Source organism: Curtobacterium sp. ME12, assembly GCF_903970855.1.
In the GTDB taxonomy this organism is placed as follows: Bacteria; Actinomycetota; Actinomycetes; order Actinomycetales; family Microbacteriaceae; genus Curtobacterium; species Curtobacterium poinsettiae_A.
Genome location: NZ_CAJCKD010000058.1, coordinates 1 through 13,490, shown reverse-complemented (window position 1 = coordinate 13,490; position 13,490 = coordinate 1). Strand labels below are relative to the sequence as shown.

Here is a 13,490-nt window from a genome sequence, read left to right as displayed (position 1 = left end):
GCCGCGCGCGCAGTCGCTCTTGCCGGGCCGGCGGCTGTGCCGATCTACCGCCGAGGACGAGGGCGCCGGTCGTGGCGAGGGTGATGGAGGTCTTGAGGCTCTTACGCATCGTGATCAGTCCTTTGCTCTGGAGGCGCTCCGGCCGGTGGCCGAACGTGCACGCTGTGTGCACACTTGCTGTGAGCAAGCTGCAGCCCGGCCAACTGTGACCGGAGAGCGCCCTGGGCTTTTGCCCTGTGCAAGTCATTCGGCACCCCCACCCGAACGGTTTGGGACGACTTTCCTGAGGTGCCGCAGCCCGGAGTTTCGTACCGTGTACCCATGGCTCCAGCACACATCTCCACCACCGACCGGCTCCGGGCGGTCGACGCCTGGTGGCGCGCCGCCAACTACCTGACGGTCGGGCAGATCTACCTGCTGGACAACCCGCTGCTCACCCGGCCGATCGAACCCGACGACGTCAAGCCGCGGCTGCTCGGCCACTGGGGCACCTCCCCCGCACTGAACCTCGTGTACGCGCACTGCAACGCGCTGATCACGGAGACCGGGCGCGAGTTCCTGTACATCTGCGGCCCGGGGCACGGCGGCCCCGCGATGAACGCGAACGCCTGGCTGGACGGCACGTGGAACGAGCTGTACCAGGACGTCGACCTGCAGCGGTTCTTCCGCCAGTTCTCGTTCCCCGGTGGCATCCCCTCGCACGCCGCCCCGGAGACCCCCGGCTCCATCAACGAGGGCGGTGAGCTCGGCTACTCGCTGTCGCACGCCTACGGTGCGGCGCTCGACAACCCGGACCTCGTCGTCGCGTGCGTGGTCGGCGACGGTGAGGCCGAGACCGGTCCGCTCGCCGGTTCGTGGCAGGCGCACACGTTCCTCGACCCGGTCTCCGACGGTGCCGTGCTGCCGATCCTCAACCTCAACGGATGGAAGATCGCGAACCCGACCGTCCTGGCCCGCATCCCCGACGAGGACCTCACCGCGTACTTCCGCGGGCTCGGCTACGACCCGATCGTGGTCGACTCCCGCCGCGTCGACGACGACCCGTACGCGGTCCACGCACTGTTCGACGGTGCCCTGCGACGCGCCCTCGCCGGCATCGACGACATCCAGGCCGCTGCCCGCGCCCAGGCCGCCCGTGCCGCCGCCGGGCAGCCCGCCGGCGCCGCGGACCTGCGTCCACGCTGGCCGATGATCGTGCTGCGCACCCCGAAGGGCTGGACCGGGCCGAAGGAGGTCGACGGCGAGCAGGTCGAGGGGACCTTCCGCGCGCACCAGGTGCCGCTGCCCGCGGTGCGCGAGGACGACGGTCACCGTGCCCAGCTCGAGGAGTGGATGCGCTCGTACCGCCCCGAGGAGCTCTTCGACGAGGACGGCCACCCGATCGGCATCATGACCACGATCCGCCCGACCGGTGACGAGCGGATGAGCGCCACCCCGCACGGCAACGGCGGTCGGCTGCGGACCGCGCTCGACCGGCCGCCGCTCGAGCCGTACGCGGTCGAGGCGGGTTCCACGGCGTCGGCCACGGGCACGCTCGGCCCCTGGCTCGCCGCACTCATCGAGAAGAACGCGTCGACCTTCCGGCTGTTCGGCCCGGACGAGACGATCTCGAACAAGCTCGACGCCGTGTTCGACGTGATCTCGCGCGTCTGGCGGGCCCAGCGCGCCGCCGGCGACGAGCACCTCGCCGCACGCGGACGCGTCACCGAGGTCCTGTCCGAGCACCTGCTCGAGGGGATGCTCGAGGGCTACGTGCTCTCCGGTCGGCACGGGATGCTCAACACCTACGAGGCGTTCGCCCACATCATCGACTCGATGGTCGGGCAGTACGCCAAGTGGCTGGAGTCCTCGACCGACATCGACTGGCGTGTGCCGGTGTCCAACCTGTCGCTCCTGCTCTCGTCGCACGTCTGGCGACAGGACCACAACGGGTTCTCCCACCAGGACCCCGGGTTCCTCGACATCGTCGCCTCGAAGCAGCAGGACCTCGTCCGGATCAAGCTGCCGGCCGACGCCAACACGTTGCTCGCCGTCGCCGCGCACGCGATGGAGACCACGGACCGCATCGAGGTGATCGTCGCGGGCAAGCACCCGGAGCCGGTCTTCCTGTCCCTCGACGACGCGGTCGCGCACGCGGCGGCCGGACTCGGCGTGTGGGACTTCGCCGGCACCGAGCAGGCCGTCGGGAAGGTCGACGTCGTGCTCGCCTGCGCCGGTGACGTCCCCACGGTCGAGGCGATCGCCGCCACCGACATCATCCGGAAGCACGCGCCCGGCGTCGGGGTCCGCGTGCTCAACGTCGTCGACCTGCTGGCGCTCGGTGACCCGCGCAAGCACGAGCACCCGATCCCGGACGAGCAGTACGACGCGCTCTTCCTGCCCGGCACGCCCACGGTCTTCGCGTTCCACGGGTACCCGACGCTCGTGCACCAGCTGACGTACCGCCGGAACGGACACGACGACCTGCACGTGCACGGGTTCCTCGAGCAGGGCACGACGACCTCGCCGTTCGACATGCTCATGCGCAACGAGATGGACCGCTTCGCCCTGGCCCACGACGCCCTGACGCGGGTGGATGCGGAGGCGCACGCCGACCTGCTCACGAAGTTGTCCGAGGCGCGTGACGCTGCACGGACGTTCGCGTACACGAAGGGCGAGGACCACCCGTCGCTCGCGGGCTGGGAGTTCGCGGGCTGGCCCCAGGACGAGCCCGCCAGCGGCGGGACCGGTGGCGACCCGGGTGCGGGCGAGACCGAGGCGGCCGCACCCGGCAACTGACGCACTCCTCTACAGGCCGGGAGGCCCGGCCACCCTCCACAGGACCGGTCACGAGCGCGTCCGTCGCGCTGGGTGCGCTCGTCGCCTCGGTGCTCGACGGGCGCGCCGGACGGCGAAATGCAGAGTTCTCGGTGCACCGCGACCTGTGGTGGCAGCGTTGGTCATGGGTCGCCGACCGGGCGACCTCGGACGACGAAGGACAACGCGCGGCCGCCGGTGTGATGTCCGCTGCGCTGGTGACCCGCAGTTGGACGACCGCGGACGACCGCTGGGTCGGTCAGGCACTCGACGACCTGACCGCAGCGACGATCGAAGGAGCGAACGATGATCTCGAAGCTGAGTGACAAGGACTTCAAGCGATGGCTCGACGGACGTGAACTGACGACACCCGCACTGCTGGCAGACCCGCACTACGGGCCCATGATGCGGGCGAAGGGCGCCGAGGAAGAGCTCCGTCAAGCGCGCATCGAGTGGCGCGAACGCCAGGAGCGCGCCCGGGCGCGGAAGCTCAAGGACGAGGCGTCCTTCGGCGAGGGCTGAACCGATGCCCTGCGGGCCTGCCACGCTGGGACCGTGACCGAACTCGTCATCCCGGCCCCGAGCCTCCCGACCGTGCCCACGACGACGGGCGCGCGTTTCCCCGTCCGCCGTGTGTTCTGCGTCGGCCGGAACTACGCGGCGCACGCCCGCGAGATGGGACACGACCCGGACCGCGAGCCGCCGTTCTTCTTCACCAAGCCGGCCGACGCGGTCGTGGTCGACGGCGCCGACACCCCGTACCCGCCGCTGACGCAGCAACTGGAGCACGAGGTCGAGCTCGTCGTAGCGATCGGCACCGGCGGCACGGACATCGCGGTCGCCGACGCCCTCGCACACGTCTGGGGGTACGCCGTCGGGATCGACCTCACCCGCCGCGACCTGCAGGCCGAGGCGAAGCGACTCGGGCGCCCGTGGGACACGGCCAAGGGCTTCGACGCCTCGGCACCGATCGGGGCGCTCGCCCCGGCGTCCGAGGTCGACCCGACCAGCGGCGCGATCGAGCTGACGGTGGACGGGGAACTCCGGCAGTCGGGTGACCTGGCCGACCAGATCTGGTCGGTCGCCGAGACGATCGCGGCCCTGTCACGGTCCGTGGCGCTCGCGCCCGGCGACCTCGTGCTGACCGGTACTCCTGACGGTGTCGGTGCGCTGGAACGCGGCGCCGTGCTCGTCGGCACGATCGCCGGCGTCGGCGAGGTCCGGACCCGGATCGTCTGAAGCACGTGTCGCCGATGTGTCGACGGGCTGGGAGCCTTCGCAGGCAGCGCGGGTAAGTCTTGGGCATCGTCGCGGGTGGGGCCCGCGGCGGACACGGGGCGGCGCATCGCGACGGGGCGACGCGGACACCTCGGGACTGCCGGAGGTACGACCGTGCTGGAACACGACCTGCTCGCCACGTCCTGGACGTGGGCGGGCGACGAGAGCGTCCGCGACCGCGTGCACGCCGTCGGCGCCGCCGGGTTCGCCGGCCTGTCGCTGTCCCTCGACGACCTGCACGAGGTCCGCGCAACGACGGGCTTCGCCGAACTGCGGCGCATGCTCGACGCCGCCGGCATCGTCTGGGTCCAGCTCGGACCACTCGACCGGTGGTGGACGTGCACGAGCCGCACCCGGGACGAGGACGCCGACCGCGGGGTCGTGCTCGAGGCCGCGGCGACGCTGAGCGCCTGGCAGGTGGTGGCGCGCGCCGACACCTCGTTGCCCGGAGCCTCCCCCGCGACGATGGCCGACGACTGGGTCGTGCTCGCCGGCCAGGCCGAGGCGGTCGGAGCGCAGCTCGTGCTCGAACCGGAACCGTGGTCGAACCTGCCCACGGTCGAGCGGGCCTGCCGTTTCGTCGCCGCCGCCGGGCACCCGAACGGCGGCCTGCTCATCGACGCCATGCACGCGCTCCGCGGCGGTTCCACCCTCGCGTCGATCCGGCAGGGGGTCGCACCGGGGGTCCTCGCGGCCGTCGAGCTGAGCGACGGACTGCTGCACACCCCGAGCGGGATGACCCTCGCCGAGGAGTCCCGCACGGCGCGGTACCTGCCCGGTGCCGGGGCGTGGGACCTGCCCGGCTTCGTGCGGACCGTGCGCGAGCTCGGGTTCGACGAACCGTGGGGCGTCGAGGTCCGGACCCCGGCGCACCGGGCGATGCCCGTCCGCGACGCGCTCCGGACGGCCGTCGCCGCCACCCGCGCGGTGCTCGACGCCGCTGACGCGTTCGGCGCGCCGGCCGCCCCGGCGATGCCCTCGACACCCGCACCGACGTCTGCGGTGGACTTCGAGCCACCGCACACCAGCCGGCACGACCCGACGCACGGAGCCCGCCGTCGGGACGCCGACACAGGGACGCCCGCGTAGATTCCTGGACATGACCGATCAGGCAGCACACGACGACGACCTGCTCCGCCGTTCCCAGGAGTCCATCGACGAGGCCAAGGCCGCCGCGGCCGAGGTGGTCGAACCGGAAGAGGACGAGCTCATCGAGGAAGACGCACCCGTGGCCGACCACGCGGTGCCCACCGACGGCCCCGCGCCGGCGGCCTGACCCCGTCCTGGATCGAACAGGACCCCCGCACGGACGAGATCGCCGGGCGACCATCGAGGTCGCCCGGCGATTCTTCTTGCCGCTCGTGTGACGATCCGCTCACTCGGCACGTCTCACCAGTGGACCCACCGGTGGCGCTTCGGCGAGCCCGGTGCGGGGCTGCGTGGTCGGTCTCCCTGAACCGGCTGGTCACGTGCCCCGGCGACGGTCCGTGCGCTCCCTGATCCAGCGTGCGGGCCGTCGGGTCTGTCGGCCCGTCGAGCGGTCAGGCGTCCGGGCCGTCCCGGTCAGGCATCCGGGCCGTCTCGGTCAGTCGTCGTCCTCGTCGGCGAGGAAGTCCGCGTACCGGACCTCGGTCTCCGTGGTGCCGCCGCTCGGTTCGACGGTCCGTTGCGACAGGTCGTCCCCCGTGATCGCGACGCGTTCTGCGGCCGTGTAGGGCGGCAGGTACTTGCTCGAGTTCATCCTCGGAGCCCCCTTCGTCCCGGCGAACGTAACAGCCGACGGCCGCTCGTGGTCAGCGGTGCCGATACTGTCCCCCGCGCAGGCTCCGGACGGGGGACGGATGTTCGCCACCGGCGGACCCGATGCGCACGCATGTGGGCCCGAAGGCGAGACCCGGGTCAGGACTCACGCACGACGTCATCCGGGTCCTTGTCCACGCGCCACCCACGCCAGGACGGCTGCCGGAGCCGTCCGTCGCCGGTCCACTCGGCGAACTCGACCTCACCGACGCGCTTCGGTGTGACCCAGTGCGCATCGCGCGCGTCAGGCCGTGGGACGTCGACGAACGGCGGGGTCTTCCGTTCCAGCGGTGCGAGGACACCGGCGATCTCGTCGAGGTCACGGTCACGGAACCCGGTGCCGACCTTGCCGACGTACTCCAGCCCGTCGGGGCCGGGCACCCCGAGCAGCAGCGACCCGATCCCACCGGCACGCCGACCGCTGCCCGGTTTCCAGCCGCCGACGACGACTTCCTGCGTGGCGTGGTGCTTGAGCTTCAGCCAGGCCTCGGACCGCCGGCCCTCGGCGTACTTCGACGACCGCTTCTTCGCGACCACGCCCTCGAGTCCCTGCTCGCGCGATGCAGCCAGCACCGCGTCGAGGTCGCCCTGCACCGCCGGCGGCACGTCGATCGCACCGCCGGGTTCCACGACCGTCTCGAGTGCCTGTCGCCGGGCGTCGTAGCCGAGCCGCGTGAGCTCGTGCCCGTCCGCCTCGAGCACGTCGAACAGCAGGAACCGCACGGGCGTCGTCTCCTGCGCACTCCGGACCTCACGCGCCTTCGTCAGGCCCATGCGGTTCTGGAGCAGCTGGAACGAGGGGCGGCCACGATCGTCGACGGCCACGATCTCACCGTCGAACACGCCGTCCACACCGGCCCGCTCGCCCAGTTCCTGCAGCTCGGGGTACTGGGCCGTCAAGTCGTTGTCGTTGCGGCTGCGCAGGGTCACCGACCCGTCGCGGACCGTCGCCAGCGCGCGCACCCCGTCCCACTTCATCTCGAAGGCCCAGTCCGCCGGATCCAGCCGCGGCTCGCCCTTGGCCAGGGTCGCCTGCATCGTCCGGCGCTCCGACGGCGGGGTCTCGGCGTCCGCGGCCCCGCTGATCCGTCGCTGCCCGGCGCGGTGCGCATCGCCGTGCCCGTCCGACGGCCGGTCCGCCCGTCGCGCCACCTCCGGCCCGGCAGAGCCGGCGCCCTCCGCCAGCCGTTCGGGTTGCTCCTTCGTGCGGTGGATGAGCCAGTTCTTCTCGTCCCCGCCGCCACGGCCGCGGGTGTGCAACAGCGCGAGGCGGCGAGCGCCGCCGGCCCGACCGTGCAGTGTGACGATGACCTCCTGCCCCTCGCGCCACTTCTCGAGCTCGTAGGTGCCGTCGTCCCAGATCGTGACCGTGCCGCCGCCGTACTCGTCCTTCGGGATCGTGCCCTCGAACACCCCGTACTCGAGCGGGTGGTCCTCGGTCTGCACGGCGAGGTGGTTCTTGCCGGGGTCGGTCGGCTCGCCCTTCGGCAGGGCCCAGCTCACCAGCACCCCGTCGTGTTCGAGCCGGAAGTCGTAGTGGTCGCGGGTGGCGTGGTGCTCCTGGATGACGAAGGTCGGTGTGCCGTCCTTCCGCACGGTGGGTGCACCCTCGGGCACGGGCTCCGGCGTCTTCGAGGCGTCCCGCTTCGCCCGGTAGGCGGCGAGCCGGTCACGTGCGGGCTGCTCGGCGTCGTTCGCGCGCTCGGTCCGGTCGCTGTCCCAGTGACCGTGGTCGTCGCGCCCGACGGCCAGCGAGGCGGAGGCGACCGGGTGCAGGAAGTCCCCACGGGCCTCCAGGCGTTCGAGGACCTCGTCCAACGTGAGCTGCGCGAGCCCGCGTTCCTCGAGTTCCTTCCAGGTGCGGGGTGCTGCGACCGTCGGCCGCTCGCGGCCGCGCAGCGAGTACGGGGCGATGGTCGTCTTGTTGCCGTTGTTCTGCGACCAGTCGACGAAGACCTTGCCCTTCCGCTCGGCACGGCTCATCGACGACAGCACCAGGTCCGGCAGGTCCGTCTCGAGGGCCTTGGCCAGCTCGTGGGCGACGTCGGAGACCTGCGCGGTCGTCGTTCTGCCGTCGAGGGCCGCGTACAGGTGGATGCCCTTGGAGCCGGAGGTCACCGGGTACGGGTCGAGCCCCATGCCGTGCAGGATCTCGCGTGCGGCCACGGCGACCTCGACGCACTCGGGCAGCCCGACGCCGTCGCCCGGGTCGAGGTCGAGGACGAGCCGGTCGGGGTTCTGCTGCGCGCCGCGGGGACCGAACCGCCACTGCGGGACGTGCAGTTCGAGCGCGGCCTGCTGCGCCATCCACACCAGGGTCGGCAGGTCGTCGACGATCGGGTACTCGTTGTCGTGCTCCGAGTGGTGGATGGTGTGGTGCCGCACCCAGTCGGGAGCCGAGTCGGGCAGGTTCTTCTCGAAGAAGACCTTGCCCTCGACACCGTTGGCCCAGCGCTTCCGGGTCACGGGACGGTCCTTGACGTGCGGGATCATCCACGGCGCGACCCGCTCGTAGTACTCGATCACCCGACCCTTCGTGGTGCCGGTCTCGGGGTAGAGCACCTTGTCGGTGTTCGTGAGCGCGAGCCGCCGGTCGCCGACGAGGACGACGGTCTTGCGCGAGGCGGGACTCACAGCGCCACCCCGGTCGCTCCCGCCACCGTCAGGGTCGTGCCGGACGTGTACGACGACTCGGGCCCGGCCAGGTGGACGTAGGCGCTGCCCAGCTCGACGGGTTGGGCGGGACGGCCGAACGGGGTGTCCTGGCCGTACGCCGCGATCTCGTCGCCCGGGTAGCTGATCGGCTGCAGGGGCGTCCACACCGGGCCGGGCACCACCGTGTTGGCCCGGATGCCCTTGCTCGCGAGCTGTCGCGCGAGCCCGTTCGTGTAGGTGATGATCGCGGCCTTCGTCGCGGCGTAGTCGATCATGCGGTCCTGCGGCTGGTACGCCGACACGGAGCTGGTCGTGACGATCGAGCTGCCCGGCGCCATGTGCGGGACGGCAGCCCGGACGAGCCAGAACAGCGAGTACAGGTTGACCTTCATCGTGCGGTCGAAGTCCGCTGTGCTCTGTACGGTGATGTCCTCGTGCACCTGCTGGTGACCCGCGACCAGCACGAGCGCGTCGAGCCCGCCGAGCTCGCTCACGGCGTCCTGCACCAGGACGTCGCAGAAGGCCTCGTCCGTCAGGTCGCCGGGGAGCAGCACCGCCTTGCGTCCGAGGTCACCGATGACGTCGCGGACCTGTTCGAGGTCCTCGCGCTCCTCGGGCAGGGCGTTCAGGGCGACGTCGGCGCCCTCCTTCGCCATCGCGATCGCCGCAGCGCGCCCGATGCCCGAGTCCGCCCCCGTGACGAGCACCCGGTACCCGCGCATCCGCCCGGTGCCCAGGTAGCTCGTCTCGCCGTGGTCGGGGGCGGGGTCCATCGCACTCGCCAGCCCGGACCCCTGCTGGGTCTGCGCGGGGAACGGCGGACGGGGGAACTGGTCGCGCGGGTCCTGCTTGTCGAGCTGGCTCATGGGCCCATCGTGCTCGCGCCGGCCTCGCGGTGGTCCAGCGAACCGGACATCCGTGGAACGATCCCCCGGACGGCGGACCTGTGGAGGAACCGACGGCTCCGGGCACGCACGCGTGCGGGCGGGCATCATGTGCGCATGAGGTCGATCTGGAAGGGCTCCATCGCGTTCGGGCTCGTCAACGTGCCCATCAAGGTCTACGCGGCCACCGAGACGCACGACGTGTCCCTGCACCAGGTCCACGACGAGGACAAGGGACGCATCCGGTACAAGCGGGTGTGTGAGTTCGGCCACGAGGTCGAGTACGCGGACATCCAGCGTGCCTACGACGACGGTGACAAGACCGTGGTGCTCACAGCGGACGACTTCAAGCAGCTCCCCGAGGAGCAGTCGCACGAGGTCGAGGTGCTCGAGTTCGTGCCCGTCGAGCAGGTCGACCCGATGATGTTCGAGAAGACCTACTACCTCGAGCCCGACTCGCGCTCGCCGAAGGCGTACGTGCTGCTGCGCGAGACCCTGGCGAAGACCGACCGCCTGGCGATCGTGCAGTTCACCCTGCGGCAGAAGACGCGGCTCGGGGTGCTCCGGGTGCACGACGAGGTCATCCTGCTGCAGGGGCTGCTCTGGGGTGACGAGGTCCGCGCCGCCGACTTCACGACCCTCGACACGACGGTGAAGGTCAGCGCCAACGAGCTGAAGATGTCGTCCTCGCTCGTCGAGAGCATGTCCACCGACTTCGACCCCGACCGCTACACCGACTCCTACCAGGAGGAACTGCAGCAGCTGATCGACGCCAAGCTCGAGGCGGGCGACGACATCGACACCGAGAAGACCTTCGGCGCGCAGGACGACGAGGACGACGACGAGGGCGGTGACGTGCTCGATCTGATGGCCGCCCTGCGTGCGTCCGTCGACAAGAAGCGGACAGGAGGCTCGGGGTCGCGTTCGTCGTCGACCTCACGGTCGTCGTCGGGTTCCGCCTCGGGCACGTCCGGCTCGGGCAGGAAGGCGCCGGCGAAGAAGGCGCCAGCCAAGAAGGCTGCCGACAGTGCGGCCGAGAAGGCTCCCGCGAAGTCGGCACCGAAGAAGGCCACCGCGAAGAAGGCGCCGGCGAAGAAGCCGGCCGCCAAGAAGCAGGCGAGCTGACGGCTCAGGCCGCTGTCGACCCGCCGCCCGCCAACCGTTCCAGCACGGTGAACGCCTCGGCGTGCACGTCGCGCAGGGCGCTCCACCCGGCACCGGTGTCGATCCGCTCCGGGTGCTCGACGGGCACCGCGTACCCGTGTTGTGCCCTCGGCACCGGGTCGCCCGGCAGCCGGAGCTCCTGGGTGAAGGCACCGTTCCCCGCCTCGAAGGTCAGGGTGTGCGACGCGACGTTCCGGCCCCAGTCCGCGGACGGCCACGACATGAACGCGACGTGCCGCATCCCCTCGGCGGGATCGGTCGCCGAGACGTAGCAGCCGTGGTGGTCCTCGCCCGGGGACAGGATCGTGTACGTGCCGTTGTCCCGGTACACGAGCAGCGCCTCGGCGAAGGGCTTCGGCGCGTACATCGCGGTGTACCGCAGGGCGTGCGCGGCGATCGGCGGACCCAGCGGGACCGAGACGGCGTTGGCGGCGGTGTTGACGGACATCACCGACACCGTCGACCATCGAGCTGGACAAGCGGTGCGCTCCGCCGGAGGACTCGTTCAGCCGGCCGACGACCGGTCGTTCGCTCCGTCGGCGTCACGCTCGGTCCGCCGCAGGCCGAAGGGCAGGGCGGTCCACAGTGCCGCCGTGCCCACGAAGACCGCGACCCCGCCGATCACGCCTCCGGCGCCACCGAGCACCACGTCGAAGACGAAGTAGACCGTCCCCGAGAAGAGCAACGCGCTCGCGATGAGTGCGGCGAGCAGGATGACGTTGCCGACTCGGACCAGGTCGTGCTTCTGTCGCTGCCGGAAGACCAGCCGGTGCGTCGCCACGGCCGACAGCGCCACGACGGTCACGACGACGGCGAGGACGACCAGCACGAGGTAGACCGTCTCCTGCCGGTCGGACAGGCTGGTGAAGCGCTGTTGGAACGGCAACGTCAGCAGGAACCCGGCGAGGATCTGTGTCCCGGTCTGCACGATCCGGAGCTCCTGCTGGATGTCGACCCAGTTCCGGTCCCACCGTTCCGTCGGCGTCTCGTGCCGGCCGCGCTCGGTCTCGCTCATACCGCGAACCTACCCACTGGCGCGTCGACGACCGACGAGCTGTGTCACGAGCCGGAAACACGGGTCCGGGACACTGGTCGCATGACTCCACAAGAGCCTGGGAGCCTGCAGTCGTCATCCGAGACCGCAGGCCCGCCCGTCACCGTCTCCGTCACCCGACTGGTCGAACCCGATCGCATCCCCGAGGTCACCCGCTGGGTGCAGTCCGGGGTGAACCTGGCGAACCGCTACCCCGGCTTCCTCGGCTCGGGGTGGGTGCGGTCCACCGCGCAGTCCCGCGAGTGGCACATGCTCTACCGGTTCGCCGACCACGACTCCCTGGCCACGTGGGAGAACTCCGACGACCGGCTGCGCTGGCTCGACCTGGGCCGTGACCTGGTGGTGGAGTCCCGCGTCGAGAAGCGCACCGGCATCGAGGGCTGGTTCGACGTCCCGCAGGACGCCCCGGCCTCGAGCGCTCCCCCGCGGTGGAAGCAGTCCGTGAGCATCTGGCTCGGCTTCTTCCCGGTGAACCTCGCGTTCACCTACCTGACGGCCTGGCTCGTCCCCGCGTTCACGCACGTCGCGATCCTGCCCCGGGTGCTCATCACGACCGTCGTGCTCACACCGATCATGACGTTCTGGGTGCTGCCGTTCGTGACGAAGCTGATCCGTCCGTGGCTGCTCGCTCCGCCGAGGCAGCGACGACAGCGGGCCCGGCAGCCGCGCGGCTAGACCGACTGGCCGCTACGGGTTCCCGAGGACCGACAACTGGTCGAGCCGTTCGAGGATGACGCCCTCGCGCAGCGCCCACGGGCAGATCTCGAGGGCCGGCAGGTCGAAGATGTCCAGGCACGCCTCGGCGACGAGCGCCCCGGGCACCACCTGGTGCGCGCGGCTCGCCGAGACGCCCGGCAGCGCCGCGAGTTCGTCGACCGACATCGTGAGCAGCTCCGGCAGCCGCTGCCGCAGCACGTCGCCGTCGAGGGCGCGGGGCACGAGCGGTCCGGCGGCGGACGGCGCGGCCCCGCAGATCCGGGCGATCGACCGGAACGTCTTCGACGTCGCCACCGCTCGGTCCGGGCGGCCCGAGCGGAGCAGCCGTCCGGCGTCCCGGGCGATCTCCACGCGGATCTCGTGGCGGATGCGGCGGACGTCGTCCTCGGTCGGGGTGCCGGCCGCGAAGTAGGAGCGCGCCAGGCGTGCGGCGCCGATCGGCATCGACCACGCGACGTCCGGTGCCTCGTCGGCACCGCCGGCGATCTCGAGCGAGCCACCGCCGATGTCGAAGACCGCCAGACGACCGGCGGACCACCCGAACCACCGTCGGACGGCCAGGAACGTCAGCCGCGCTTCGTCGGAGCCGGACAGCACGGCCAGCTCGACCCCGGTGGACGACTCGACGTGGGCGAGCACGGCCTCGGAGTTGCCGGCGTCGCGCACCGCCGAGGTGGCGAACGCGAGCATGTCCTCGCAGCCGCGTTCCTCGGCGACGCGGACGGCGTCGGCGACGAAGGTGGTCAGGGCGTCGATCCCCTGCTGCGTCACCGCGCCCGAGGCGTCGAGGTGCTCGGCCAGCCGCAGCGGCTGCTTGAACGAGGACGCCGGCAGCGGCGCGGCGCCGCCGTGGGCGTCCACCACGAGCAGGTGGCCGGTGTTGGACCCGATGTCGAGGACTCCCACGCGCATGCCACAACGCTAGCGGGCCACCGGGACGGTTCGACACGGGAGGCGCGGGTCACGCCCGCAGGAACGCCTCCAGCTCGGTGGTGGTCGGGTACGAGGCCTGTGCGCCCGGCCCGGTCGCGGCGTACGCCCCGACCCCCACCGAGAGCGGTAGAGCGTCGTGTGGGGGACGAGTGCCCCCGTCCCTGGAGAGGGCGTCGGGTTGGGCATCACGCGTGGAGACGCCGTGCTAC

General features: G+C 71.4%; 14 protein-coding genes. 8 read left to right on the top strand and 6 right to left on the bottom strand.

Annotated features, from left to right (window positions below; translation table 11 throughout):
• Positions 1–321 precede the first annotated feature (321 nt).
• The 6 genes from H7A73_RS17500 to H7A73_RS17475 all read left to right on the top strand — a co-directional run bounded on the left by H7A73_RS17500 (position 322) and on the right by H7A73_RS17475 (position 5,350).
• Entirely contained in the window at positions 322–2,778 is a 2,457-nt protein-coding gene (locus tag H7A73_RS17500; protein WP_182067172.1) for a phosphoketolase, read from the top strand.
• A gap of 89 nt (positions 2,779–2,867) precedes the next feature.
• Positions 2,868–3,122, top strand: coding sequence for a hypothetical protein (locus H7A73_RS17495; RefSeq protein WP_182067171.1), 255 nt, complete (start codon positions 2,868–2,870; stop codon positions 3,120–3,122).
• Complete coding sequence (locus tag H7A73_RS17490; RefSeq protein WP_017887493.1) at positions 3,103–3,318, top strand: hypothetical protein; 216 nt, start codon at positions 3,103–3,105, stop codon at positions 3,316–3,318. Before H7A73_RS17495 ends, H7A73_RS17490 begins: the two co-directional genes overlap by 20 nt.
• A gap of 33 nt (positions 3,319–3,351) precedes the next feature.
• Positions 3,352–4,035, top strand: a complete 684-nt coding sequence (locus tag H7A73_RS17485; protein WP_182067170.1) for a fumarylacetoacetate hydrolase family protein — start codon at positions 3,352–3,354, stop codon at positions 4,033–4,035.
• 153 nt (positions 4,036–4,188) lie between these two features.
• On the top strand, positions 4,189–5,163 hold the full coding sequence (locus tag H7A73_RS17480) for a sugar phosphate isomerase/epimerase family protein (protein WP_182067169.1): 975 nt from the start codon (positions 4,189–4,191) through the stop codon (positions 5,161–5,163).
• A gap of 10 nt (positions 5,164–5,173) precedes the next feature.
• The gene (locus H7A73_RS17475; protein ID WP_155896953.1) at positions 5,174–5,350 is read left to right on the top strand and encodes a hypothetical protein; all 177 of its coding nucleotides are present in this window, start codon (positions 5,174–5,176) and stop codon (positions 5,348–5,350) included.
• A gap of 309 nt (positions 5,351–5,659) precedes the next feature.
• Here the strand turns inward: H7A73_RS17475 and H7A73_RS17470 are convergent, their stop codons facing one another.
• The 3 genes from H7A73_RS17470 to H7A73_RS17460 form a co-directional block, all read right to left on the bottom strand.
• Entirely contained in the window at positions 5,660–5,815 is a 156-nt protein-coding gene (locus H7A73_RS17470; protein ID WP_182067168.1) for a hypothetical protein, read from the bottom strand.
• Positions 5,816–5,973: 158 nt separating this feature from the next.
• Complete coding sequence (locus tag H7A73_RS17465) at positions 5,974–8,508, bottom strand: ATP-dependent DNA ligase (RefSeq protein WP_182067167.1); 2,535 nt, start codon at positions 8,506–8,508, stop codon at positions 5,974–5,976.
• Positions 8,505–9,395 carry an SDR family oxidoreductase gene (locus H7A73_RS17460; protein WP_182067166.1) on the bottom strand — a complete coding sequence of 297 codons (891 nt, stop codon included), beginning with the start codon at positions 9,393–9,395 and terminating at the stop codon, positions 8,505–8,507. The genes H7A73_RS17465 and H7A73_RS17460 overlap by 4 nt, the downstream gene beginning before the upstream one ends.
• A 135-nt stretch (positions 9,396–9,530) precedes the next feature.
• Here H7A73_RS17460 and H7A73_RS17455 point away from each other — a divergent pair, with 135 nt between their 5' ends.
• On the top strand, positions 9,531–10,538 hold the full coding sequence (locus tag H7A73_RS17455) for a Ku protein (protein WP_182067165.1): 1,008 nt from the start codon (positions 9,531–9,533) through the stop codon (positions 10,536–10,538).
• A 4-nt stretch (positions 10,539–10,542) separates the two neighbouring features.
• On the opposite strand, the gene H7A73_RS17450 is transcribed toward H7A73_RS17455, so the two are convergent.
• Both H7A73_RS17450 and H7A73_RS17445 read right to left on the bottom strand, forming a co-directional pair.
• Positions 10,543–11,025 (bottom strand): hypothetical protein, encoded by a 483-nt coding sequence (locus tag H7A73_RS17450; protein WP_182067164.1) that lies wholly within the window; start codon positions 11,023–11,025, stop codon positions 10,543–10,545.
• Positions 11,026–11,082: 57 nt separating this feature from the next.
• Positions 11,083–11,592, bottom strand: a complete 510-nt coding sequence (locus H7A73_RS17445; protein WP_182067163.1) for a DUF6328 family protein — start codon at positions 11,590–11,592, stop codon at positions 11,083–11,085.
• An 81-nt stretch (positions 11,593–11,673) separates the two neighbouring features.
• Between H7A73_RS17445 and H7A73_RS17440 the strand changes: the two genes are divergently transcribed.
• Positions 11,674–12,306: an antibiotic biosynthesis monooxygenase gene (locus H7A73_RS17440; protein ID WP_182067162.1), complete on the top strand. Its 633-nt coding sequence runs from the start codon at positions 11,674–11,676 to the stop codon at positions 12,304–12,306.
• Positions 12,307–12,318: 12 nt separating this feature from the next.
• Here the strand turns inward: H7A73_RS17440 and H7A73_RS17435 are convergent, their stop codons facing one another.
• On the bottom strand, positions 12,319–13,260 hold the full coding sequence (locus H7A73_RS17435) for a Ppx/GppA phosphatase family protein (protein WP_182067161.1): 942 nt from the start codon (positions 13,258–13,260) through the stop codon (positions 12,319–12,321).
• Between the last annotated feature and the right edge of the window lie 230 nt (positions 13,261–13,490).